Genomic DNA, 21798 nt, shown 5'->3' on the forward strand with positions numbered 1-21798 from the left:
GGCCCGGGGATCCAGAGCCCTCAATCCCGAGGATGAGACCTCGGGCGCGGTGCCGCCCGAGGGGGGATGCCCGTGCCAGGGCCGCACCAATAGCGTCCTGACCATGGTCACTGAGGAGAGATCGGCAGACACCGTCGTACGGCTCGACGGGGTGCGCAAGGAGTACGGCGAGACGGTCGCCCTGGACGGGGTGTCGCTGGGGATCCGGGCCGGGGAGGCGGTCGCGGTGATGGGGCCCTCGGGGTGCGGCAAGTCCACGCTGCTCAACATGATCGCCGGGCTGGACCGGCCGACGGCGGGCAGCGTCGTCGTGCACGGGGAGAACATCGGGGAGTTGGGCGAGAAGGGGCTCGCACTGTACCGGCGGCGGCGGATCGGCATGATCTTCCAGTTCTTCAACCTCGTGGACGACCTGTCCGCGCTGGACAACGTGGCGCTGGCCGCGCAGTTGACCGGCACCCCCGCCCGGCAGGCGCGGCGGCGGGCGCTGGAACTGTTCGAGGAGCTGGGCATCGTCGAGCGGCGCAACGCCTACCCGGCGGTGCTCAGCGGAGGCGAGCGCCAACGGGTCGCGGTGGCAAGGGCGTTGATGAACCGGCCCGCGCTGCTGCTGGCCGACGAGCCGACCGGCGCGCTGGACAGCCGGGCCGGGGAGCAGGTGATGGACCTGCTGATCGACCTCAACCAGATCGGCCAGACCCTGATCGTCGTCACGCACGACGAGCGCCTCGCGCAGCGCTGCGCGAGCCGTCTGGTGCGGCTGGCCGACGGCCGGGTGACCGGTGAGCACGCCCTGGAGCCCTCCGCATGAGGGCGGTGTGGCTGGCGGCGCGGGCGGCGGTGCGCCGGCGCAGGGTGCAGACGCTGGTGATCTGGCTGGTCACCCTGGTGTCCACGGGGTCGCTGGTGGTGGCGCTGGGGTTGGTGGACGCCGCGTCGGCGCCGTTCGACCACGCCTTCGCGAAGCTCAACGGGCCGCACGTGGTGGCCGAGTTCGACCGCGGCAAGGTGTCGGACGGCCGGCTCGCGCGCGCCGCGCGGCAGCCGGGGGTCGAGGCGGTCGCGGGGCCGTTCCCGCAGGCCACGGTCGACATTCCGCGCGACACGGGGAACTTCGGTCTGGGCGGCGAGATCACGGTCGTCGGCCGCGCGGACCCGAAAGGCGCGGTGGACCGGGTCGACCTGTGGGCGGGGCGGTGGGCCGTCCGGCCGGGCGAGGTGGTGCTGAACCGGCAGTCCGACTGGACCGCGGACGACCTCGGCAAGCGGTTCCACATGCCCTCGGGTCCGACCCTGAGGATCGTCGGGTTCGCCTTCGATCTCAGCCACACGGCGGACGCCTGGGTCACCCCGGGTCAGATCGGCGCCCTGCACCCCACGGCCAGCCAGCTGCTGCTCCGGTTCCGGGACGCGTCGTCCCAGAGCGCGCTGCGCGCCGGACTCGCCACGGTGACCGACGGGCTGCCGCGGGGTTCGGTCAACGGCTCGCAGACGTACCTGGCGCTCAAGCACCGGATCGGCGGCAGCGCCCGCGCGTACGCGCCGTACCTGATGGCCTTCGGCATCCTCGGGATCCTGGTGGCGGTCCTCATCGTCGCCCATGTGGTCGGCGGGGCGGTGGTCTCCGGGTTCCGGCACATCGGCATCCTCAAGGCGCTGGGTTTCACGCCGGGGCAGGTGCTCGCCGTCTATCTGGTGATGGTCTCCGTGCCGGCCGTACTGGGCTGTGCGCTCGGCACGCTCGGCGGCGATCTGCTCGCCGGACCCTTCTTCCGGTTCGTGTTCACGGGGCCCGCCTCCGGGGTGCTGCACGACAGCCTGGGGATCGCGCCCTGGGTGAACCTGCTCGCCCTGCTCGGCATGCCCCTGGTCTGTGTGCTCGCCGCGCTCGGCCCCTCGGTGCGGGCGCGGCGGCTGTCGGCGGCGCGGGCCATCAGCGCGGGCAGCGCCCCGCGGGCCGGGCGGGCGCTCGGCGTCCAGCGGCGCCTGGCCGGTACCCGGCTGCCCCGGTCGGTCAGTCTCGGTGTCGGGCTGCCGTTCGCCCGTCCGGCGCGCAGCGCGGTGACGCTGGCCGCCGTGGTCCTGGGCGTGGCGACGGTGACGTTCGCGGCCGGCCTCGCGGCGACGCTGAACGGCTTCGGAAGCGGTGGCCACCCTTACGACGTCACGGTGTACGTGGGCGACATCCGGCACGGCAAGGAGGTGCGGCCGGTGCACAGCGACCCCGAACTCCAGTCGCTGCTGAGGTCGTTGCCGGGCGCGGCGCGGATCACGGCGCGCTCGGACGACGAGGTGCTCCTCGCCGGCGGCACCCAGCCCGTGATGCTGGAGGGCCGACGCGGCGACCTGACCCTCGACAGCGTGCTCACGGCGGGCCGGTGGGCGCGCCGAAGGGGGGAGGTGGTGGCCGCCACGCCGTTCCTGCGGCGCAACGGACTGGAGGTCGGGGAGCGGCTGCGGCTGCGCAAGGACGGCCGCGAGGAGCGGGTGACCGTCGTCGGGGCGACGATGGACACCAACGACCGGCTGGTCATCGGCGCCTGGCCGACGGTCACCGCCCTCATCCCGAGGGCGGCGCCGATCGCGTACCACGTCACGCTGCGCGCGGGCGCGTCCCCCGAGGCGTACGCCCGTGCCGTCCGGGCCGCCGACCCGGGTCTCGCCCCGCAACTGAACGGCCCGAACAACGTCACCGGCACCATCGTGGGCTCCGCGACCGCGCTGACCCTCATGCTGGCCCTGGTCGCCTCGCTCGGGGTGTTCAACACGGCCGTCCTGAACACCCACGACCGGCGGCGCGACCTGGGCATGCTGAAGTCGATCGGGATGACGCCGCGCCAGGTCACCGTGATGACGGTGACGTCGATGGCGGTGCTCGGGGTGGCGGGCTCGCTGCTGGGCGTGCCGTTGGGCATCGTCACGCACCGGCTGGTGGTGCCGCGGATGGCAGGCGGGTTGGACATCAGCCTGCCCCCGTCCATGACGGAGGTCTGGCACGCGCCGCTGCTCGCGCTGGTGGCGCCGGCGGGGGTGCTGATCGCGGTGCTGGGCGCACTGGTGCCGGCGCGGCGCGCGGCCCGGCTCACCGTGGCGGAGGTGCTGCACAGCGAGTGAGGCGCGGCGGGGCAGGGCCGTGACCGGTCGAGACGAAAGCCGCGACCGGTCCGGGTCGAGGGTCGCGACCGGTCCGGGTCGAGGGTCGCGACCGAGCGCAAACGGCGTGACCGAGCGGGACGACGGGTCGTGACCGACCGGGGTCGTGACCCGTCGGGGCCGGGGTCGTGACCGGTCAGGATTCGAGAAGCCGTGGCGGGCTCCCCCGGCCTAGCGTGGGAGCACCGACGGGGAGCCCGTCGGACCTCTTGTCCCTCGCCTTCCAAGGAGTGAGTTCCATGACCGCCGGCGTGCAGACGATCATCTACCCCGTCAAGGACCCGGAGCGGGCCAAGGCCCTGTTCGGCGCGCTGCTGGGCGTCGAGCCGTATGCCGACGAGCCGTACTACATCGGCTTCAGGAGCGCCGGGCAGGACATCGGCCTCGACCCGAACGGGCACGCGCAGGGCCTGACCGGGCCGGTGCCGTTCTGGCACGTCACCGATCTGCGGGAGCGGCTGACGGCACTGGTGGCGGCGGGCGCGGAGATCGTCCAGGACGCCCGGGACGTGGGCAACGGCAGGCTCGTGGCCTCGGTGAAGGACGCCGACGGCAACATGGTGGGCCTGCTTCAGGATCCCGACACCCAAAAGTAGTTGCATACTCAACAAGTGGCTGGATCGGTGCTACGGTGCCGGTATGGCAGCGAGAACGGCCGACGCCCGGCTCGAAGAGCGCTGGCGGGACATCCTCTCCGTGCACGCGCGCACGATGTGTGAGATAGACCGTGCGCTGCACCCCTACGGGCTGGGCGCCAGCGACTTCGAGGTGCTGGACGTCCTGGCCGCCGAGTCGCCCCACGACGGCGACCACTGCCGGGTGCAGAACCTGGTCGGACGGGTGCATCTCAGCCAGAGCGCCCTGTCCCGGCTGATCAGCCGGCTGGAGAAGGACGGCCTGGTGGAACGCTCGGTGTGCGCCGAGGACCGCCGCGGCGTCTGGGTCTCCCTCACCGGCAAGGGCCGCGACCTGCACTCCGAGGTGCTCCCGATCCAACGGGCGGTGCTGGGCCGGATGTTGGCCGAGCGGGAGCGCTAGGCACTCCCCGGCGGGTCGTCGGGGCGCCGGTCCGCCGGGCGGCGCGGCGGGATCGGGGTCGTCGGGAAGTCGCGCGGGCCGGTCCACAGGGACGGTACGGCGTCGCAGCGGCGGCACAGTTCATAGGCGACGGACTCGTAGTTGACCCGCCAGCCGCGGAAGTGGGGCCATGCCTCCTCCGGGGTGCGCTCGGCGCGGAAGCCGGCCGAGTCCAGCAGCGCCACGGCCGCGTCGAACTCCGCGTAGGTGAGGCGGATCGGCGCGGTGGGCGAGGGGTCGGAGTCGAAGGGGGCGCGCACCGCGCGGGCGATGTCGCGCAGGGCGCTGAACCCGGCCCGCAGCACCAGGCGGGCCTCCGGCGGCGCGGTCTTCGGGTCCAGCGCGAGCTGGAGCGCGGCCGCGTCCATCACGGCGACCAGCCCCACCAGCCAGCTGCGGTACGGGCGCGGGGAACGGAAGGTCAGCAGGACCGGGTACGTGGAGTGGCTCTCCCCCATGTCCGAGGCCAGCCGCTCCCAGGCGCGGTACAGCTCCGGCAGGGCGGTCTCCGTGTCGACCAGCCACTGCCGGGCCAGGATCTCCGGACCCCAGGAGGGCTCGCCCGCCCTGGCCTGGAGGAGGGTGACCTCCACCTCGCGGCGGTTGTAGGCGGCGTAGAGGGTCGGCAGGTAGGCGATCTGGAGCGCGATCAGGACCGGCCCGGTCGCCGCGGCGACGAAGTCCAGGGCCGACAGTCTCCACCGGGCGCCGCTGGCGAAGCCGAGCGTGAACAGGCTGGAGCCCGCCTCGCGGAACGCGGTGGACCAGGACAGCGGGGACAGCGCGAACAGCAGCAGCCCGAAGCCGAGGAAGGCCCCGGCGAGCCAGCCGGCGAGCATGCCGATGAGCATGAGCGGCGCCAGCCAGGTCTGGGCGCGGTCGATGGCCTCGTAGCCCCTGCCGAAGGTGGTCAGCCGAAGAAGCCTCCGGAGGAGCCACCAGAGGCGGAACACGAGGGAGGAGTAGAGGCCCCGGGGGACGACGAGGGTACGGAGGATGCTGCTCAGCACGGCGAGGAGGAGCAGGGCACCTGCCGTGCCGGCGATGTATTCCATGAGGTCATTCTCGCGCCCACGGAGAGGTGGTGATCACCTTCGCGCGGCCGCCGGTTCGCGGTGGCCGCGTTCCCCGCGGCGGAGCCGCGCACCGGCGCCACCCCCCGTTCGCGGGCCCCTCGGCTCAGCGGGCCAGCAGCGTGCGCACCCCCTGTGACGTCAGTGTCAGCGCGTGCTCGGAGCTGCCGTCTATCGCCAGGGAGATCTCCTCGTCCGGCCACTGGGAGGCCAGGGCGCCCAGCGGGATGAGGCGGTAGCGGGAGATGAAGGGCAGGAGTTCGGCCATCTCGTTCTCCGTGGTGAAGACGGGGACGACCGGATCGCCTCCGGGCTGTTCCAGGATGGGCAGGGCCACCGTCGTGGCGTCGGCGCCCTCGCCGTCGATCGCTTCGTCCGGCACGGGGACGAGTACGTCGCTGTGGGCGAGGGTGTCCAGGGCCCTCTGGTCCTCGGCGTTGGCGACCAGGGCGTCCAGCGCCTGCTGGGCGGGCGTCGGCAGGGCGTCGTGTGCGGGTGTCTCCATGGCAGATCCCCAGGTAGCGGTGGTCGTACGGGCCACCCGGACGGACTGCCCGGGTGGGCTCCCGCCTCGCGTACCCGGGGTGGACCCGGGGCATGCGCACGAACCGGAAGAGGTGCTCGGGCCCCGCGTGCCTCCCCCCGGAGACACTGCCACTCCGGCCCCGCGTGCCTCCCCCCGGAGACACTGCCACTCCGGCCCCGCGTGCCTCCCCCCGGAGACACTGCCACTCCGGCCCCACGCGCCTCCCCCCGGAGACACTGCCACTCCGGCCCCACACGCCTCCCCACCGGGGACAGTGCCGCTCGCTCGGGCCTTCGGCGCCGCCCCGCCGGAGGCAGCGGGGCTCAGGCCCTGAGGATCTCCTCCCCCGGCGCCGGGCTCGGCGCCAGCGCCTCCTGGGCGCGCACCCGGCGCCGCCCGAGCAGAAGGGTGCCGAGGAAGGAGAGGACGAGGGCGATCACGACGCCCAGGTTGGCGTACGCCCACGCGCCGGTCCGGCCGCCGAGGCCGAACGGGCCGAGGAGATAGCCCTGCCAGCCCAGCCAGTGCGCGGCGGTGTTGGTGACCAGGCCCCAGCCGACGGCCGTGGCGGCGAGGGTGAGCACCGGGGGGACCAGCGGGACGTCGCCGTAGCGGCCGTGCGGGCGGAACAGGTCGCCGTCGTCGTAGTTGCGGCGGCGCAGCGCGAGGTCGCCCAGCATGACGCCGGACCAGGCGGCGATGGGCACGCCGAGCGTGGTGAGGAAGCCCATGAACTGGCCGAGGAAGCCGTCGGCGAAGAACACGATGTAGATCGAGCCGGCGATCATCAGGCAGCCGTCCCAGAGCGCGGCCAGATAGCGGGGCACGCGCAGTCCGGCGGAGAGCAGGGCGAGGCCGGAGGAGTAGATGTCGAGGACGGCCCCGCCGACCAGGCTGAGCACGGCGACCACGGCGAACGGCACCAGGAACCAGGTGGGCAGGATCGCGGCCAGGGCGCCGATCGGGTCGTCGGCGATGGCCCGGCTCAGCTGGGGCGAGGACCCGGCCAGCAGCACGCCGAAGACCAGCAGCAGCACGGGGGCGAGCGAGCCGCCGAAGGCGGTCCAGCCGATCACGCCCCGGCTGGAGGAGTCGCGGGGCAGATAGCGGGAGTAGTCGGCGGCGGCGTTGATCCAGCCGAGCCCGAAGCCCGCCATCATGAACACCAGCGCGCCGATCATCTGCTGCGCGGACCCGCCCGGGACCGCCTTGACTGCGGTCCAGTCGACCTGGTGGGCGACGAGACCGACGTAGACGAGGGTCAGCACGCCGGTGATCACGGTGATGGCGGTCTGCAGCCGCATGATCAGGTCGAAGCCCATGACACCGGCGACGACGGTCAGCGCGGCCACCACCATGAGGGCGACGGCCTTGGTCTCGGTGCCGCCGCCCCAGCCGAGGCTGGTGAAGACGGTCGCGGTGGCCAGGGTGGCGAGCGAGATGAGGGCGGTCTCCCAGCCGACGGTGAGCATCCAGGAGACCACCGACGGCAGCCGGTTGCCGCGCACCCCGTACGCGGCACGGCTGAGCACCATGGTGGGCGCCGAGCCGCGCTTGCCGGCGACCGAGACGAAGCCGCACAGCAGGAAGGAGACGACGATGCCGATCGTGCCCGCGCAGAGCGCCTGCCAGAAGGAGATGCCGAAACCGAACGCGAAGGCGCCGTAGCTGAGCCCGAGCACGGAGACGTTCGCCCCGAACCAGGGCCAGAAGAGCATGCGCGGGGTGCCTCTGCGGTCCGCGTCCCCGATCACGTCGAGCCCGTGCGTCTCCAACTGGATCGGGCGGGCGGCGGCTCTGTCGTCGGTGATGCCGAGGGGGTCGTGCGGATGCGTCATCACGGCCTACCTGTCTGACGTGTCGGGATCACGCTAGGTCGGCACCGCGGGGGCCGCAACGCAGCAACGCAGGCGAGGCGCGGCTCGGCCGCGGGGCAGGTCCGGTGCGTGCCGGCCCCCGCGGCCTCGGGGATGTCCCGGTCAGTCGCCGCCCTCTACGTCGTCCTCGCGTTCGGGGCTGTCCTCGGCCGGGCCCTCGGCCTGGGACGGCGTGGTGCGGGTCGGCTGCGCCACCGCGTCGTCCGGCTCCCGCTCGCCCTCGGCCTGGGAAGGGGTCGTGTACTCGCTCATCCTGGCCTCCCCGGCCATCCGTACGTGTCCGGCATGCTCCGGGTACCCGCCCGGCGCGGACGTCATGAGCGAGTGGACGGGTGAATCCGCCGCGCCGTCGCGCAGGACCGCGGGGCACGACGAACGTGCGCTTTCTCGACGCCGATGCCCATGCCGGGAGGGGTACGCCGGTGCCGTCCGGCGGCGTGGCGTGCGCGAGGCCCGTGGCGTCCCCGGCGAGGATGGCGCTCGGCAGGAGCGGCCGGGAGGCGGGTGGTGCGGGTATGACGGTGAGCCGTGTCGGCCTGGTCGTGCACGGCGGGCGCGCCGAGGCGCAGGCTGCCGCGCGGGCGGTGCGCGAGTGGTGCGCGGAGCACGCGGTCGCCTGCGCCGACATCGACGTGTGGCAGGAGGGCTCCCGGCACAGCTCCCGTGAGGAGGTCGACGCGGCGGGCGACCCGGACCTGATCGTCACGCTCGGCGGCGACGGCACCTTCCTGCGCGGGGCCCGGCTCGCGGCGCAGAACGACGCGCTGGTGCTCGGCGTGGACCTCGGGCGGGTCGGCTTCCTGACCGAGGTGCCGGCCCCGGCCGTGCGGGCGGCCCTGGACGCCGTGCGCGCGGAGCGGATCACCGTGGAGAGCCGGATGCTGCTCACCATGCGAGCGTCGTGCCGGCTGGAGGTGCCCGCGCGGATGGAGGCGCTGATCGAGTACGGCCGCGGGCCGATGCTGCCGCCGCCCCGGGTGCGCGCGGAGTGCACGGCCGACAGCGACTGGGGCGTCGCGCTGGACGTCACCGCGCTCAACGACGTCGTCCTGGAGAAGCTGGCCCGGGACCGGCAGGTGTCGGTCGCGGTGTATCTGGCCGGCCGGCTCCTCGCCTGCTACTCGGCGGACGCGCTGCTGGTCGCCACGCCCACGGGCTCCACGGCGTACAGCTTCGCCGCCGGGGGCCCGGTGGTCTCGCCCCGCGCGGAGGCGCTGGTGTTCACGCCGGTGGCGCCGCACATGGTGTTCAACCGCTCGGTCGTGGCCGCCCCGGACGAGCCCGTGGCTCTGCGGGTGCTGGAGCGGTCGGGTCAGGCCGCGGTCAGCATCGACGGCCAGCTGCGCGGCGTGCTGGGCCCCGGGGACTGGATCGGCGTGTACGCCGCGCCCCGCCGCCTGAAGGCGGTACGGCTGGGCCCGATGGACTTCTACGGCCGGCTGCGCGAGCGCATGAACCTCACCGACGCCCCGGCCGCCCTCGCCGACGGCCGGGCCACCCCGCTGTGGCCGGTGACCTCCCCGCTCCCGGGCGACCTCGCCCACCTGGCCCTGCCGCGCGCGCCGGGTGCACCCCCTGAGGGGGCAGGGGGTTCCTGAGGCCCGGGTGCGGCGGTGCGGCGAAGTGGCGGCGGTCGACCCGCACGGCGCGGACGGTTCAGTCGAACAGGCCCCGGCCGCCCTCCTTGCGGACCACGCACAGCGCCCAGATCGTGAACCCGGCGAGCGCGATCATCACGATCGACCAGACCGGGTAGTACGGCAGGGACAGGAAGTTGGCGATGATGATCAGCGCGGCGATGACCACGCCCGCCGCCCGCGCCCAGGCCGACACCTTCATGAGTCCCAGGCCGACGACGACGGCGACGGCGCCCAGGATCAGGTGCACCCAGCCCCATCCGGTGAGGTTGAACTGGAAGACGTAGTTGCGGGTGGTGAGGAAGACGTCGTCCTGGGCGATCCCCATGATGCCGCGGAAGATGTCCAGGATGCCGGTGAGCAGCAGCATCACGGCGGCGAACGCGGTCAGCCCGGTCGCCCACAGCTCCTTGGTGGTGGGCTCGCGCGTGGTGCTGGTGCCGGCGCCGGTGCCGGCGTTGTGGTGCGCGTGGGGTGCGCTCATCGTGCCACCTCGCTTCTGTGTGGTGTGCGGTACGTCAGTGCGGGGAGCTGGAGGAGACCGCTCCCGAACGGCCGGGTCCGGTGGCTTCCGGCCCCGTGCCCGCGGACGGGCCGTGGGCGGCGAACACCATGTCCTTCGCCCGGCGGAACTCGTCCTCGGTGATGTCGCCGCGGGCCTTCATCTCGGACAGCCGGGCGAGTTCGTCGGCGCTGGAGGTGCCGCCCCGGGCGGTCTCGCGGATGTAGCTGTCGAAGGCCCGCTGCTGGGCACGGGCCTGTTCGACCTCGCGGCGGCCCATGCCCTTGCCGCGGGCGATCAGGTAGACGAAGACGCCCAGGAACGGCAGCAGGACGACGCACAGCAGCCAGGCGGCCTTGGCCACGCCGCCCAGGGAGTCGTCGCGGAAGACGTCCATGACGACCCGGAAGAGCAGCACGAACCACATGATCCACAGGAAGAACACCAGCATGGACCAGAAGACGCTCAGCGCCGGATAGTCATATGCCAGGTAGGTCTGGACGCTCATGTCGCTTCCTCCGTCCCGGGTCCGCGCCCGGTAGTCGGTCGTCCACCCTTCCCAGGCTGCTCTTCGCGCAGCCGGCAACGCCTCACCCTGGGCGGGTGAACGGCGGTCCTCGTACGGGCGGCCGTCATGCGGGGGCGGCCCCGTCGGGATCCTGCTCCGGTCCGGGGGACGGGCCGTGGTGGCCCTGCGGACCCGGATCGCGCGGCGGAGGTCATGGCTCCTCCGTCCCGTGCCCGAGGTCGCGCCCGGCCGGCCGACGGGGCCTTGTGCGGGGACCTCACGAGAACAGCGTCGCTCCGCGCGGCGCGTACGGGATCACCCCTGGCGGGTGATCCGTGCCGAAGGACCGGGCGTTGAGCTGGGTACAGCGGGCGGCGGCCGACGGCGAAGCGGCGGAAGAGACCCACGATGACCGAACCAGCAGGACGCGCACCGTCCGGGAACGCCCAAGGCTCCCGGTCCGCCGGGTGGCGAGGCCGGGCCGCGGCCGCGTCCTGCGCGCGGACGCTGGCCATCCTCACCAGCCTGGTCGTCGCGTACTACCTGGTGCCGCTGGAGACCCGCACCACCCTGGCGACGGCCCTCCTGCTGGTGTGCGGTCTCCTCGCGGTCGTGCTGGTCTTCGGCTGGGAGGCCTGGATGATCATGCACTCCCCGCATCCCCGGCTGAAGGCGGTGGAGGCGCTGATCGCGACGGTGGGCCTGTATCTGGTGGTCTTCGCCAGCGTCTACCACATCATCGAGCACGACACCCCGGGCTCCTTCAGCGAGCCGCTGACCAAGACGGACGCCCTGTACTTCACGCTGACCACGTTCAGCACCGTGGGGTACGGCGACATCACCGCGCTCTCCGAGGCGGGCCGGGTCACGGTGATGTGCCAGATGGTGTGCGGCCTGCTGCTGGTGGGCGTGGCCGTACGGCTGCTCGCGGCGGCGGTCGAGGCGGGGCTGCGCAGGAAGGGGCCGGGGCGGGAGCCGTAGCGGGGGGCCGGGGGACCGTGGCCCTCACTGAGGTGCCTGGCGCATCTCCAGGACGCGCAGGCCCAGGGACTGGCAGCGGGCCAGCAGTCCGTACAGGTGCGTCTCGTCCAGGACGCGGCCGAACAGGATGGTGTGGCCGGACACCACCACGTGGTCCAGCTCCGGGAACGCCTTGGCCAGCGTCTCCGTCAGCTCTCCGTCGACGCGAATCTCGTAGCGCATGAGGTGCCTTCCCCGCGTGCCGCGGACGGGCGGACCCTGCCCCTCTTCCTGCGATCCTGCGCCCCGGCCCGTCGACCGGCCTCACCCGTCACAGGTGATGTCGGGCGGCTCGGTCACAGCAGGCCCAGTTCCCGGGCGCGGCGCACGGCGTCGTGCCGGCGGTTCACGCCCAGCTTGCGGTAGGCGCTCTTGAGGTGGGTCTTGACCGTGTTCACGGAGACGAAGAGGTCGGCGGCGATCTCCTCGGTGGACATCATCTCGGCCAGCCGGACCAGCACATCGCGTTCGCGGCCGCTCAACTCCTCGACCACCGGCGTCGGTCCGGCCGCGGGTGCGGTGCCGTCCGGGGCCGGGGCGCCGGGCAGCAGCCAGCCCTCGGCGAGCGCGCGCAGCGGCGCGGCGGCGAGCAGGGGCCGCAGCCAGGGCCCCGCCTCCCGGAAGGGCCGCCGCAGCCGGTCCCGCCGGGCCTCCCGCAGCGCCTGCGCCACGAACCGACGCCGGGCCTCGCGATCGCCCGCGACCCCGGCGAGCTGCGCTTCGGCCAGGGCGGCCCGTACGGCGATCGCGGTGCCGAGTCCGTGCCGCGGGCGTATCCGGTCGAGCAGGTCACCGGCGCGCGCGGGGCGGCCCGCCGCCAGCTCCGCGCGGGCCGCGCCCACCAGGCACAGCGGGTCCTCGCCGGGCAGTTCCGTCAGCAGCTTGGCGGCCAACTCCGGTCGTTCTTGGGCGAGATGGGCCCCGGCGACCACCAGTGCCGCCTGTGCCTCCACCCACGGGGACGGCTCCCGCGCCACCACCGGCCGGTCGGCCGCGTCGAGCGCGCCCTCGGTGTCGCCGCGGGCGAGCAGGAGCCGGGCGGTGACGAGGGCGTGCTCGGCCCGGGTCACCGGGTCGGCCCCGGGGTGCCGGACGTCGTCGGTCAGGGAGTCGAGGAGTGCCGCCGCCCGGTCGAGTTCGTCGCGGTCGGTGGCGACGGCGGCGAGGACGAGCGTGGCCAGGCCGGCCCCCGGGGGTGCGGAGGTGCCCGTGTGGTCGGCCGCGGCCAGCGCGGTCAGGGCCTTGCGCTCGGCGCGGCCGGGGCGGCCGTCGAGGTGGTCGAGCAGGGCGAGTTGGGCGAGGCATTCCTCGCCGACCCGCGCCGCCGACGGCCGTACCGCCGCGGACGCCCGCACCGCCACCGCGGACGCCGACGCCGTACGGCCCGCATCCGCCACCGCGGTCAGGGCCGCGCGGGCCTCGGTGAACCGTCCGGCCCACAGATGGGCCGCGCCGAGGTGGGCGCGGAGCAGGGCGGTGAGTTCGGGATGGAGGTCCAGCAGGCGGCCGGGGACCTCCCGGCGCAGTTCCTCGGCGCGCCGGGCGGCCGCCTCGGCCTGTGCGGGGGAACCGGTCAACCGGGCGGCCAGGGCCTGGAGGAGGGTGCAGCCGAGTCGGGCGGCGGACGGGTCGGACGCGGTGTGCTCGATGCCCCCGGCCGGTGGGTGCGGCTCCTGTGCCAGCGCCCGCGCGGCCCGTGCCAGGATCGGCAGGCCCCGGTCGAGGTCGCCGAGGGACAGCGCGCGGGCCGCGCGGACGAGGTCGGTGGCCGGGGTCCGCGGCTCGGACCCCATCGTGGCGAAGAGCGCGGCCAGGGCTTCGGCGCGCGGGCCGGTGAGGAGTTCACCGAGGGCGAGATCACCGACGAGGGCTTCGGCCGCGGCCGCCCAGTCGCCCGCGGCGGCGGCGTGCTCCAGGGTCTCGCCGAGCGGGCCCGAGTGCCGTAGCCAGCCCGCGGCCCGGCGGTGCAGCTCGGTCTCCAGGCCGGGGTGGCGGGCCCGCAGATGGGCCCGCAGGATCTCCCGGAACAGCGGATGGAGCCGGAACCAGGAGTGCCCGAGGTCCTCCACGAAGGCGTTCTCCCGGTGCAGGCCGGTGAGGATCAGCTCGGCGTCGGCGCGCCCGGTGAGCGCGTCGGCGAGGGCGGGGCAGAAGCGGTCGAGGACGCTGATCCGCAGCAGCAGGTCCTGCGTCTCGGGGGGCTGCCGCCTGAGCACCTCGGCGATCAGGTAGTCGCCGATGGTGGTGCGGTCGGCCTCGAACTCCCTCAGGTACGACCGCGGGTCGCGCTCCCCCTGCGCGGCCAGGGCGCTGAGCCGCAGCCCGGCCGCCCAGCCCCGGGTGCGGGCCAGCAGCGCGGCGACCTCGTCGGGGGGCAGACGCATGCCGTGCAGTTCCAGCAGCTCGGCGGCCTCGTCGGGGGTGAAGGCCAGCTCGTCGTTGCGGATCTCGGTGACGGCACCGGCCGCCCGGTAGCGGTGCAGCGGCAGCAGGGGCTCGGTCCGGGTGACGAGGACCAGGCGGACGCCGGTGCCCGCGTGCCGCAGCACGAACTCCAGCTGGTCGGCGATCTCCGGGTCGGTGACGCGGTCGTACTCGTCGATGACCGCGGTCACCGGTGCCGCGCGGGCGCTGAGTTCCGCGGCGAGCCGGGTGAGCAGCGCGTCGTCCACGCGGCCCGCCTCGGCGGGAAGGCCGACCTCGGCGGAGAGGGTCACCCCGGCCCGTCGCAGGGACTGGAGGAGGTAGGCCCAGAAGGTGCCGCGGCCCTTGTCGGCCATCTGCGCGGTGAGCCAGGCGACGGGTCTGCCGCGGTGGGCGGCCCAGTCGGCGACCAGCAGCGTCTTGCCCGCTCCGGCGGCCCCGCCGACCACGGTCAGCGGGGTGCCGGGGGCCGCGTCCAGGTGCCCGAGCAGCCGGTCGCGGCGCAGATAGGTCACCGGCAGGGTGGGGATCGCGAACCGTGTCCGCAGGAACGGGTCCCCACACGGATCGGCGGGCCCCTGGGGGTCCGCTCCGGTCTCGTCCGGCACGCCCATGGTGGTCACCACCATCGTCGTCGGGTCGCGGATCACGCGTTCCGCTCCTCTCCCAGGATCTCCCCTGGGCGACGACGCGCCACACGAGCCGGTGTCCGTGCGGCGGGGTGGCTCAGTCCGCCGCGGCCGACGCGCGGCGCGGCAGCTTCCAGTTCGGACGCGGGAAGTGGCAGGTGTAGCCGTTCGGGTAGCGCTCCAGGTAGTCCTGGTGCTCGGGCTCCGCCTCCCAGAAGTCGCCCACCGGCTCGACCTCCGTGACCACCTTGCCGGGCCACAGGCCGCTCGCCTCGACGTCGGCGATGGTGTCGACGGCCGTGCGGTGCTGCTCCTCGCCGTCGTAGAAGATCGCGGAGCGGTAGCTGCGCCCGATGTCGTTGCCCTGGCGGTCCCGGGTGGTCGGGTCGTGGATCTGGAAGAAGAACTCCAGGATGTCGCGGTAGCTGGTGACCGCGGGGTCGTACAGGATCTCGATGGCCTCGGCGTGGTCGCCGTGGTCGCGGTAGGTGGCGTTCGGGGTGTCGCCGCCGCTGTAGCCGACGCGGGTGGAGACCACGCCGGGCTGCTTGCGGACCAGGTCCTGCATGCCCCAGAAACAACCGCCCGCCAGTACGGCTCGTTCGGTTCCCGCTGTCATCGGTCGCTCCCTGATTCGTCCGGCCCCGCACCCCTGTTGACGTGCCGGTGGCACGGTCATCCAGCGTAATACCGCCCGGGCGGGGGGCGAAGGGCCGCCGGCCGCGCGCGGGCGGGGTGGTCGGGCGTGGTCAGGCGCTCAGGTGCGGCAGGATCCGGTCGAGACGGCGCGGTATCCACCAGTTCGCCCGGCCCATCAGGAACATCGCGGCCGGCACCAGGACCAGCCGGACCACCGTGGCGTCCACGATCACGCTGATCGCCAGGCCCAGGGCGAGCATCTTCACGACGACGGTCGGCGAGGCGGTGAAGGACAGGAACACGGCGGTCATGATGAAGGCCGCGGCGGAGATCACCCGGGCGGTGGCGGACAGCCCCTCCCCCACGGCGAGCCGGTTGTCGCCGGTACGGTGCCAGGCCTCGGCGATCCTGGACAGCAGGAAGATCTCGTAGTCCATGGACAGCCCGAAGACGATCGCGAACATCATCATCGGGACGTACGACTCGATGGGCACCGGCTCGGACAGGCCGAGCAGGGCGTCGCCCCAGCCCCACTGGAAGACGGCGACGAGCACGCCGTAGGACGCGGCCGTGGTGAGCAGGTTGAGGACGACGGCCTTCAGCGGGATCACCAGGCTGCGGAAGACGGCCAGGAGCAGCAGGAAGGCGAGGACCAGGACGATCCCGACGACGAGCGGCAGCCGCTCGCCGATCGTGGCGCGGAAGTCGGCCTGCGCCGCCACGGTGCCGGTGGCGGCGTCCTGGGGGCCGGTGGCGGGGGTGAGCGTGGTGACGAGTATCCGGCCGTCGGGGCTCGGCCGTACGGGGGTGAAGGCGGCGATCCCGTGGGTGGCCGTCAGGGCCTCGGCCACGTCGGCCGCGATCCGGTCGGCGGGGGCCCGCGCCCCGCTGAGGTCGACGACGGTGACGACCGGGCCGTTCGCCCCCTTGCCGAAGCCCGGTCCGTCGGCGGCCGCGATCCAGTCGTACGCCGTACGGGTGCTGCTGCCGAGCCTGTCCGCGCCCGCGTCCACGTGCCCGAGCCGCAGGGACAGCATCGGTACGGCGCATACGGCGAGGAGGGCGAGACCGGCGGCGAGGAAGGCACGGGGGCGCCGGGCGACGAGCGCGGCGTAGCGGTTGCCGCCCGCTCTCCCGCCGGTGCCCTCGGCGACGGGGCGGCGGCGCAGCCGGACCCGGTCGACGCGGGTGCCGATCAGGCCGAGGGCGGCCGGGACCAGGGTGAGGGCGGCGGCCGCGGTGACGACGACGGCGAGGGTGGCGGCGAGGCCGATCCGGCCGATGAGGCCCAGCCCGCACGCGGAGAGGCTGAGGATGGCGACGGCGACGGTGAGGGCGGCGACGAGCATCGCGCGCCCGCTGGTGCGGGCCCTGGCCGCGCGACCGGCGGACGAGGAACCGCTGGACGCGGTGTGCCACGCGCTGCTGGAGGCGGCCGAGCCGTTCTCGGCGTCCACGCTGACCGCCCTGACCCGTCCGCTCGGGGATGTGGAGAACGTGGTCACGTCCCGGCTCGTCCGGGCCTTCGCCGATTTCGAGGAGCGACTCGCGGTGCTGGTGCGGCGCAGGCTGCCGCCGGACGCGCCGGACGCCGACCTGCGCGCCGCCGTGATCGCGGGCGCCGCCCTCTCCGCCGTGCGCGCCGTGCTGCGCACCCGGCGGGCGCACCGCGCGTCGGGCATCGAGGACGTGGAACCGGCGCCGCTGCGGCGGGCGTTCGGAATGCTGCGGGAGATCGGATCGGGCGAACGGCGGTGACGGCGGGTCTCCGCGACGCGAACGGCGGTGGGCGGCCCCGCGCGACGTGGACGGCGGTGGACGTGGACGGCGGTGACAGCGGCCCTGCGTGACGCGCACGGCGGTGACCTCTCCTCGACCGGCCGTGTGGACGGGCGGAGCCGGCCGCCACGGGGGCCGCCCGCCTTGCCCAACTCCCTCGACCGTCACCCGTGCCGGCCCCTTGGGCGGTCCCCCCGCCCAAGGGGTGTCACGCGAAGGGCGTCACATCTTCGTGCCGAAGTCCTGGGTCCACCAGGGGCCGCCCGCGCCCTTGTGCACGCCCACGCCGATGTTCTTGAACGAGCAGTTGAGGATGTTGGCGCGGTGGCCCGAGCTGTTCATCCAGGCGTCCATCACGGAGGCCGGGCTCTGCTGGCCCATGGCTATGTTCTCGCCGTACGCGGACCACCGGTATCCCGCGGCGGTGATGCGCTGCCCGGGGTCGGCGCCGTCCGGATTGACGTGGTCGAAGAAGTGGCGCGCGGCCATGTCGTCGGAGTGTGCCTGCGCCGCCTGCTGGAGCCGCGGGTCCTCGGTCAGCGGGGCGCAACCGGCGCTCGCGCGCTCCTTGTTGACCAGCGCGACCACCTGACTGACGGTGTCCCCCGACGGCGGCGGCGCCGTGGTCGGCACCGGGGCCGGCGGGGTGGTCGGGCGCGGCGTCGGCGTGCTCCTCCTCGTGGGGCTCGGACTCTTGCCGGGCGCCTTCTTCTCGGGCTTCTTGGGCTTCCCCGGCCTCCCGGACGCCGACACCGACGGGGACTGCGAGGTGGGTACGGCGCTCGGCGCGGAGAGGTCGGCCACGGAGGCGCCCGCGCTCCGGTCGGCGGCCGTGTCGCTGGTAGCGGGCTCGGAGTCGATGCCGAAGTACCAGAGTCCGCCGCCCGCGACACACGCCGCGAGGATGCTCCCGACGGCCCGGCGCCGGATGCGCCTGCGCCGGCGGGACGCGCCGCGCGACCCGTCACGCCCGTCGCCGCGCCCGCCCGAGCGGGTGCGCGCGGCCCGCCGTCCGGCCCCGGAACCGGCGCCCGCGCCCGAACCGCCCGAGCCCGACCGGGCGTCGAGCGGGCCCGTCGCCGCGACCGGCGCCATCCCGCCCGGGGCGGAGCGCAGCGCGGCGAGGAGCGCGGGCGCCGCGGGGACCAGCGCCAGACCGGCCAACAGCCCCTCCGCGGGCATCAGTCCGCTCCACAGCCCGGAGCAGCGCGGGCAGCCGCGGGCGTGCCGGGCGATGCGTTTGCGCCACAGCGCCGAGGGTTTGCCGTCCCAGGTGGCCAGCACGGTCCGCAGTTCCTCGCAGCGCGGCCGCGCGTCGAGTGCCCGTACCACCACCCGGGCCGCCTCCAGCTGGGCCTTCATCCGCTGCACACGGACCGCGGTGTGCTCGGGCTTCAGATCCAGGGCGGCCGCGACCTCCGCGCGGGTCAGCTCGCCCGCGCACTCCAGCCACCACAGCGACAGCAGCCCCCGGTCGTCGGGCTCCAGCCAGCGCGTGGCGTGCGCGGTCTCCTGGCGCTGGCCCGACAGCTGGAGCTGCACCACCGTCAGGTCCACGAAGTCCGCGCCCGGATCGGCCAGGTCGTGCGCCTCCTCCACGGCGGCGGGCGCGGACTGCCGGGCCAGCCAGTGGTCGCGGACCTGGTTCATCGCGATCGCGACGAGCCAGGAGCGGAACCGCTCGGGGGTGCGCAGCCCGCCCAGGCCGTCGAGGGCGCGCAGCATGGTCTCCTGCACCACGTCGTCGACGTCCACCGAGCCGTTCAGCGCCCGCCCCACGATGTTGTAGACCAGCGGAAGGTAGGCGCCGACCAGGGCGTCCTGAGCCGCCGCGTCGCCCTCGCGGGCCGCGGTCACCAGGGCCGCCGTCTCCGCCGCGTCCGTGTGCCGTGTGCTCATCAGATGTTTCCCGTCCTCGACGCCGAACGATTGTTCCCGACGACTGGGAGACCGTTCGAAGCGGCTCGGATAACAGTTGTTCGGGGACGCTTTCCGGCCGCTTCCGGCGCGGGTTTCCCGACACGGGCACGCGGCGGTCCGGCGCCGGCCAAGTCCGCCCCGTCACCGTCACCGGCACGGGCACCGGCGGCACCCACAGCGCGACGTACACGCTCACCGTCGCCACCAGTGGCGGGGGCGGTGGCGGCGGGGGTGCGCTGACGAACGCCGGCTTCGAGGCCGGTGCCCTCGGCCCCTGGACCTGCACCGGCGCCGGCACGCTGGTGACCACCCCGGTCCACTCGGGCAGCCACGCCCTCCAGGTCACGCCCGACCCCGCCGGCACCGGCGAGTGCGACCGGACCGTCACCCTCTCCCCCGACCACGGCTACCCGCTCACCGGGTGGGTCCAGGGCCCCTACGCCTCCCTCGGCGTCAGCGGCGGCGCCAACGCCGGCACCTGGTCGAACGGCTCGGACCGGAACCAGCTGAAGGCCACCTTCACGACCGGCAGCAGCGGCACCGTCACCGTGTACGTCCACGGCTGGTACGGCCGGGGCAGCGTCCACGCCGACGACCTCGCCCTCGGCTGAACGTCCACCCTCGATCACGCGCCCGGTGCCCGCAGGTGCCGGGCGCGTGGTGATGCGTGAGCCTGGAGGGGTGTCTGGTGTTCCCGCCGGCCGGATCCCGGCGCCGTACGCCGCCCCGGCGCGCCGGGCGATCCAGGTGACGCTGGTCGCCGCGGCCGGTTTCTACCTCTTCCGCTACGGCCTCGACCGCCCCGTCGCCGCCACCTACGCGCTGTTCGCCGCGGTGGCCCTGGGCGGGCTGTCCAGAATCCCGGGCACCGGGCGGCAGCGCGCCGCGGTGACGCTGCGGCTGGTCCCGGTGGGCTGGCTGCTGGTGATCGCCGGGACATGGCTGTCGGTACGGACCTGGAGCGCCGTCGTCGGCATGCTGGTCGTCGGCTTCGTGCTGGCCTTCTCGGCCGTCGGCGGCCCGCGCCCGGCCGGGGCGGCGCCGGGCCTGCAACTCCTGTACATCCTGCCGTCGTTCCCGCCGTACGACCCCGGCCGGCTCGGTGACCGGCTGCTCGGCACGACCACCGGCATGGCCCTGCTCGTCCTCGCCGAGGCCCTGCTCTTCCCCGAGCCCACGCCGCCGCCGTACCGGGCACGCGCCGCCCACGCCGCGGCCGTCGCGGCCCGCTGCGCCACTTCGCTCACGAGCCCGCCGTACGTCCTGTGCCGCGCCGATGTCCGCGCCGCCCGCGAGGCCGGTCACCGGCTGCGCTCCCTGACCGTGCCCGAGGCGGACCGCCCGGCGGGCCCGGGAGTACGGGATCGAGCGCTCTCCCACACCGGCCTGGCCGGGCGGGCGCTGCTGAGCAGGCTGCCCCGGCTGTCGGTCATGTCGGGCGGCGACGTCCCACCGCCGGCCGTGCCCGACGCCCTCGCGACCGCCGTACTCGGCGCGGTCGCGCGCCTGGCCACCGCCACCACGGGCTGTCTCCGGGAGGGCGCCTCGCCGCTGGCCGAGTACAAGGAGCTGGCCGCGGTCCGTGCCGCCCTGGCCGCACGGTCCACGACGCACCCGGCCGAGTCCGGGACACGGCCGGCGCCGGAGGTGCTGCGGCGGCACGCGGCCGTGCTGGAGGTCGCCGACGCGGCGCTGGCGATGGGGGCGGCGGCCGATCTGGCGGTGCACGGCCGGCGCGCCTGCGCGGTGGGCCCGCCGGAGCGCTTCTGGTACGCCACCGCGCGGGCGCCGGTGCTGTGGTGGCACCGGGTACGCGGGCATGCCGGGCGGCGGTCGGTGTTCTTCCAGAACGCGGTGCGCATCGCGCTGGCTCTGGCGGCGGCGCGGCTGGTGACCGCGGTGGACACGCTGCCCCACGGCTTCTGGGCGATGCTGGCGACGCTCACCCTCACCCGCACCACCATGGACGAGACCTGGAGCACCATCCGGTCGGCCCTCGCGGGCACGCTGGCCGGGGCCCTGGTGACCGGCGGAACGCTGGCGCTGGTCGGGACGCACACCAACGTCTACGCCGTCCTCCTCCCCCTGTGGATGCTGTTCGCCTTCACGGTCGGGCCCGTCAAGGGGGTCGGCTGGGCGCAGGGCCTGTTCACCGTGCTCGTGGCCCTGGTCTTCGCCCAGCTCGTGCCGCCGACCTGGCGGCTCGCGGAGGTGCGCCTGCTCGACGTGCTGGTCGGCAGCGCGATCGGCGCCGTGTTCGGGCTGCTGGCCTGGCCGCGCGGCGCCCATGACGAGCTGCGGTTCGCGGCGGCGGAGCTGCTGCGCAGGGCGGCGGAGATCGTCGTGGCGACCAGTGCCTCGGTGGCCCGGGAGGAACGGGCGGCCGTGCCTTCGGGCATGCCCCGGCACCGTTCGCTGCGGCATGCCGTGATCCTCGCGGAGTCCGCGTACGGCCAGTTCCAGAGCGAGCCTGCGCCGTTCGGGGGCCGGGGGCGCGGTCCCGCACCGCCCGGTGTGGACTGGCAGGCGGCGCTGATGGCCGGGCACCACACCCTGTGGGGTTCCGAACGGCTGCTGGAGCCGCCGTACACCGGCCTCGGCCCGGCGGCCGCGACGGTCAGCGGGCTCGGGGACCGCGTGGCCGGGCGGATGCTGCTGGTCTCGGCGGCCCTCGACCCCGGGGGCGACACCCCGTCGGCCCCGGTGCCCCGCCTCACCCGCTCCCTCCCGGGCGCCGACGCGGAACCCCCCGGCGCGCCACGGCTGTACTACGCCACCGTGTCCTGGCTGGACTCTCTCATGGCCGATCTGTCCAGGATCGCGCGTGGGGACGGGGAGGCGGGGGAGGCGGGGACCGAAGGGGAAGGCAGTGGTGCGGAGGGTGGAACAGATGGTGCAGAAGCGGAAGCCGGGGGTACCGAGAGGGGGTCCGACCGCGCAGGCGGCGGATCCCGCGGTGCCGAGGGCGGCCCAGGTGGTTCGAGACCCCGCCACGGACCGACTCCCACGCTCTGACCCCACCGGGTCGCTGCGG

Annotated in this window: 20 protein-coding genes; 9 read left to right on the forward strand and 11 right to left on the reverse strand. The window is 74.5% G+C overall.

Annotation, left to right across the window (positions count from 1 at the left end):
* Positions 1 to 103: 103 nt before the first annotated feature.
* The 4 genes from ACWDD7_RS11405 to ACWDD7_RS11420 all read left to right on the forward strand — a co-directional run bounded on the left by ACWDD7_RS11405 (position 104) and on the right by ACWDD7_RS11420 (position 4191).
* A complete protein-coding gene (locus tag ACWDD7_RS11405) occupies positions 104 to 811 on the forward strand; it encodes an ABC transporter ATP-binding protein (protein ID WP_450457183.1) in 708 nt (235 codons plus the stop codon).
* Entirely contained in the window at positions 808 to 3114 is a 2307-nt protein-coding gene (locus tag ACWDD7_RS11410) for an FtsX-like permease family protein (RefSeq protein WP_450457184.1), read from the forward strand. Before ACWDD7_RS11405 ends, ACWDD7_RS11410 begins: the two co-directional genes overlap by 4 nt.
* Positions 3115 to 3392: 278 nt before the next feature.
* Positions 3393 to 3749 (forward strand): VOC family protein, encoded by a 357-nt coding sequence (locus ACWDD7_RS11415; protein ID WP_351875221.1) that lies wholly within the window; start codon positions 3393 to 3395, stop codon positions 3747 to 3749.
* 43 nt (positions 3750 to 3792) lie between these two features.
* On the forward strand, positions 3793 to 4191 hold the full coding sequence (locus tag ACWDD7_RS11420; RefSeq protein WP_351875218.1) for a MarR family winged helix-turn-helix transcriptional regulator: 399 nt from the start codon (positions 3793 to 3795) through the stop codon (positions 4189 to 4191).
* On the opposite strand, the gene ACWDD7_RS11425 is transcribed toward ACWDD7_RS11420, so the two are convergent.
* The 4 genes from ACWDD7_RS11425 to ACWDD7_RS11440 all read right to left on the reverse strand — a co-directional run bounded on the left by ACWDD7_RS11425 (position 4188) and on the right by ACWDD7_RS11440 (position 7958).
* Entirely contained in the window at positions 4188 to 5285 is a 1098-nt protein-coding gene (locus ACWDD7_RS11425; RefSeq protein ID WP_450457185.1) for a hypothetical protein, read from the reverse strand. The two genes, ACWDD7_RS11420 and ACWDD7_RS11425, sit on opposite strands and share 4 nt — an antisense overlap.
* Positions 5286 to 5409: 124 nt before the next feature.
* Positions 5410 to 5808 carry an SseB family protein gene (locus tag ACWDD7_RS11430; RefSeq protein ID WP_351875213.1) on the reverse strand — a complete coding sequence of 133 codons (399 nt, stop codon included), beginning with the start codon at positions 5806 to 5808 and terminating at the stop codon, positions 5410 to 5412.
* Positions 5809 to 6152: 344 nt separating this feature from the next.
* Positions 6153 to 7667 (reverse strand): purine-cytosine permease family protein, encoded by a 1515-nt coding sequence (locus tag ACWDD7_RS11435; protein ID WP_450457186.1) that lies wholly within the window; start codon positions 7665 to 7667, stop codon positions 6153 to 6155.
* A gap of 141 nt (positions 7668 to 7808) precedes the next feature.
* Positions 7809 to 7958, reverse strand: a complete 150-nt coding sequence (locus ACWDD7_RS11440) for a hypothetical protein (RefSeq protein ID WP_450457187.1) — start codon at positions 7956 to 7958, stop codon at positions 7809 to 7811.
* 263 nt (positions 7959 to 8221) lie between these two features.
* On the opposite strand from ACWDD7_RS11440, the gene ACWDD7_RS11445 reads away from it, so the two are divergent.
* Positions 8222 to 9304 (forward strand): NAD(+)/NADH kinase, encoded by a 1083-nt coding sequence (locus ACWDD7_RS11445; protein WP_450457188.1) that lies wholly within the window; start codon positions 8222 to 8224, stop codon positions 9302 to 9304.
* Positions 9305 to 9362: 58 nt separating this feature from the next.
* Here the strand turns inward: ACWDD7_RS11445 and ACWDD7_RS11450 are convergent, their stop codons facing one another.
* Positions 9363 to 9827 (reverse strand): DUF7144 family membrane protein, encoded by a 465-nt coding sequence (locus ACWDD7_RS11450; RefSeq protein WP_392212869.1) that lies wholly within the window; start codon positions 9825 to 9827, stop codon positions 9363 to 9365.
* A 34-nt stretch (positions 9828 to 9861) separates the two neighbouring features.
* A complete protein-coding gene (locus tag ACWDD7_RS11455; protein ID WP_351875199.1) occupies positions 9862 to 10353 on the reverse strand; it encodes an SHOCT domain-containing protein in 492 nt (163 codons plus the stop codon).
* A gap of 408 nt (positions 10354 to 10761) precedes the next feature.
* Here ACWDD7_RS11455 and ACWDD7_RS11460 point away from each other — a divergent pair, with 408 nt between their 5' ends.
* Positions 10762 to 11334 carry a potassium channel family protein gene (locus ACWDD7_RS11460; RefSeq protein ID WP_450457189.1) on the forward strand — a complete coding sequence of 191 codons (573 nt, stop codon included), beginning with the start codon at positions 10762 to 10764 and terminating at the stop codon, positions 11332 to 11334.
* A gap of 24 nt (positions 11335 to 11358) precedes the next feature.
* Here ACWDD7_RS11460 and ACWDD7_RS11465 read toward each other — a convergent pair whose 3' ends face one another.
* The 4 genes from ACWDD7_RS11465 to ACWDD7_RS11480 all read right to left on the reverse strand — a co-directional run bounded on the left by ACWDD7_RS11465 (position 11359) and on the right by ACWDD7_RS11480 (position 16414).
* A complete protein-coding gene (locus ACWDD7_RS11465) occupies positions 11359 to 11556 on the reverse strand; it encodes a hypothetical protein (protein WP_085563090.1) in 198 nt (65 codons plus the stop codon).
* Positions 11557 to 11669: 113 nt separating this feature from the next.
* Positions 11670 to 14426: a LuxR C-terminal-related transcriptional regulator gene (locus ACWDD7_RS11470; protein WP_450457260.1), complete on the reverse strand. Its 2757-nt coding sequence runs from the start codon at positions 14424 to 14426 to the stop codon at positions 11670 to 11672.
* A 97-nt stretch (positions 14427 to 14523) separates the two neighbouring features.
* Complete coding sequence (gene msrA, locus ACWDD7_RS11475) at positions 14524 to 15045, reverse strand: peptide-methionine (S)-S-oxide reductase MsrA (RefSeq protein ID WP_392212867.1); 522 nt, start codon at positions 15043 to 15045, stop codon at positions 14524 to 14526.
* A 130-nt stretch (positions 15046 to 15175) separates the two neighbouring features.
* Positions 15176 to 16414 (reverse strand): MMPL family transporter, encoded by a 1239-nt coding sequence (locus ACWDD7_RS11480; protein ID WP_450457190.1) that lies wholly within the window; start codon positions 16412 to 16414, stop codon positions 15176 to 15178.
* Here ACWDD7_RS11480 and ACWDD7_RS11485 point away from each other — a divergent pair.
* Positions 16380 to 16823 (forward strand): hypothetical protein, encoded by a 444-nt coding sequence (locus ACWDD7_RS11485; RefSeq protein ID WP_450457191.1) that lies wholly within the window; start codon positions 16380 to 16382, stop codon positions 16821 to 16823. The genes ACWDD7_RS11480 and ACWDD7_RS11485 overlap by 35 nt on opposite strands.
* Before the next feature lie 243 nt (positions 16824 to 17066).
* On the opposite strand, the gene ACWDD7_RS11490 is transcribed toward ACWDD7_RS11485, so the two are convergent.
* Positions 17067 to 18743, reverse strand: a complete 1677-nt coding sequence (locus ACWDD7_RS11490) for a sigma-70 family RNA polymerase sigma factor (protein WP_450457192.1) — start codon at positions 18741 to 18743, stop codon at positions 17067 to 17069.
* On the opposite strand from ACWDD7_RS11490, the gene ACWDD7_RS11495 reads away from it, so the two are divergent.
* Together ACWDD7_RS11495 and ACWDD7_RS11500 are read left to right on the forward strand one after the other, a co-directional pair.
* Entirely contained in the window at positions 18734 to 19375 is a 642-nt protein-coding gene (locus ACWDD7_RS11495) for a carbohydrate binding domain-containing protein (RefSeq protein ID WP_450457193.1), read from the forward strand. The genes ACWDD7_RS11490 and ACWDD7_RS11495 overlap by 10 nt on opposite strands.
* A 70-nt stretch (positions 19376 to 19445) precedes the next feature.
* Positions 19446 to 21779 carry an FUSC family protein gene (locus ACWDD7_RS11500; protein WP_450457194.1) on the forward strand — a complete coding sequence of 778 codons (2334 nt, stop codon included), beginning with the start codon at positions 19446 to 19448 and terminating at the stop codon, positions 21777 to 21779.
* Positions 21780 to 21798: the final 19 nt, after the last annotated feature.

This window comes from Streptomyces sp. NPDC001056 (assembly GCF_053598955.1).